Source organism: uncultured Dokdonia sp., assembly GCF_947492815.1.
Lineage (GTDB): Bacteria > Bacteroidota > Bacteroidia > Flavobacteriales > Flavobacteriaceae > Dokdonia.
The window spans coordinates 1-275 of sequence record NZ_CANLOB010000122.1; the positions used below are offsets into that span (position 1 = coordinate 1).

The 275-nt window shown below is 60.7% G+C and carries 1 pseudogene; it reads left to right on the plus strand.

Annotation, left to right across the window (positions count from 1 at the left end):
- Positions 1–275: pseudogene (locus Q1A01_RS23790) on the plus strand (hypothetical protein); the annotation flags it as partial.

The window sequence follows — 275 nt, forward strand, 5'->3', positions numbered from 1 at the left end:
CCACAAGGACCAGCAGGTAACGATGGTGTTGACGGCGCTGACGGAGCAGTTGGACCGCAAGGACCAGCAGGTGCAGACGGCGTTGATGGAATTGACGGAGCAGTCGGACCACAAGGACCAGCAGGTGCAGATGGAACTGACGGAGCAGTTGGACCGCAAGGACCAGCGGGTGCAGATGGTGCTGACGGAGCAGTTGGTCCACAAGGACCAGCAGGTAACGATGGTGTTGACGGCGCTGACGGAGCAGTTGGACCGCAAGGACCAGCAGGTGCAGA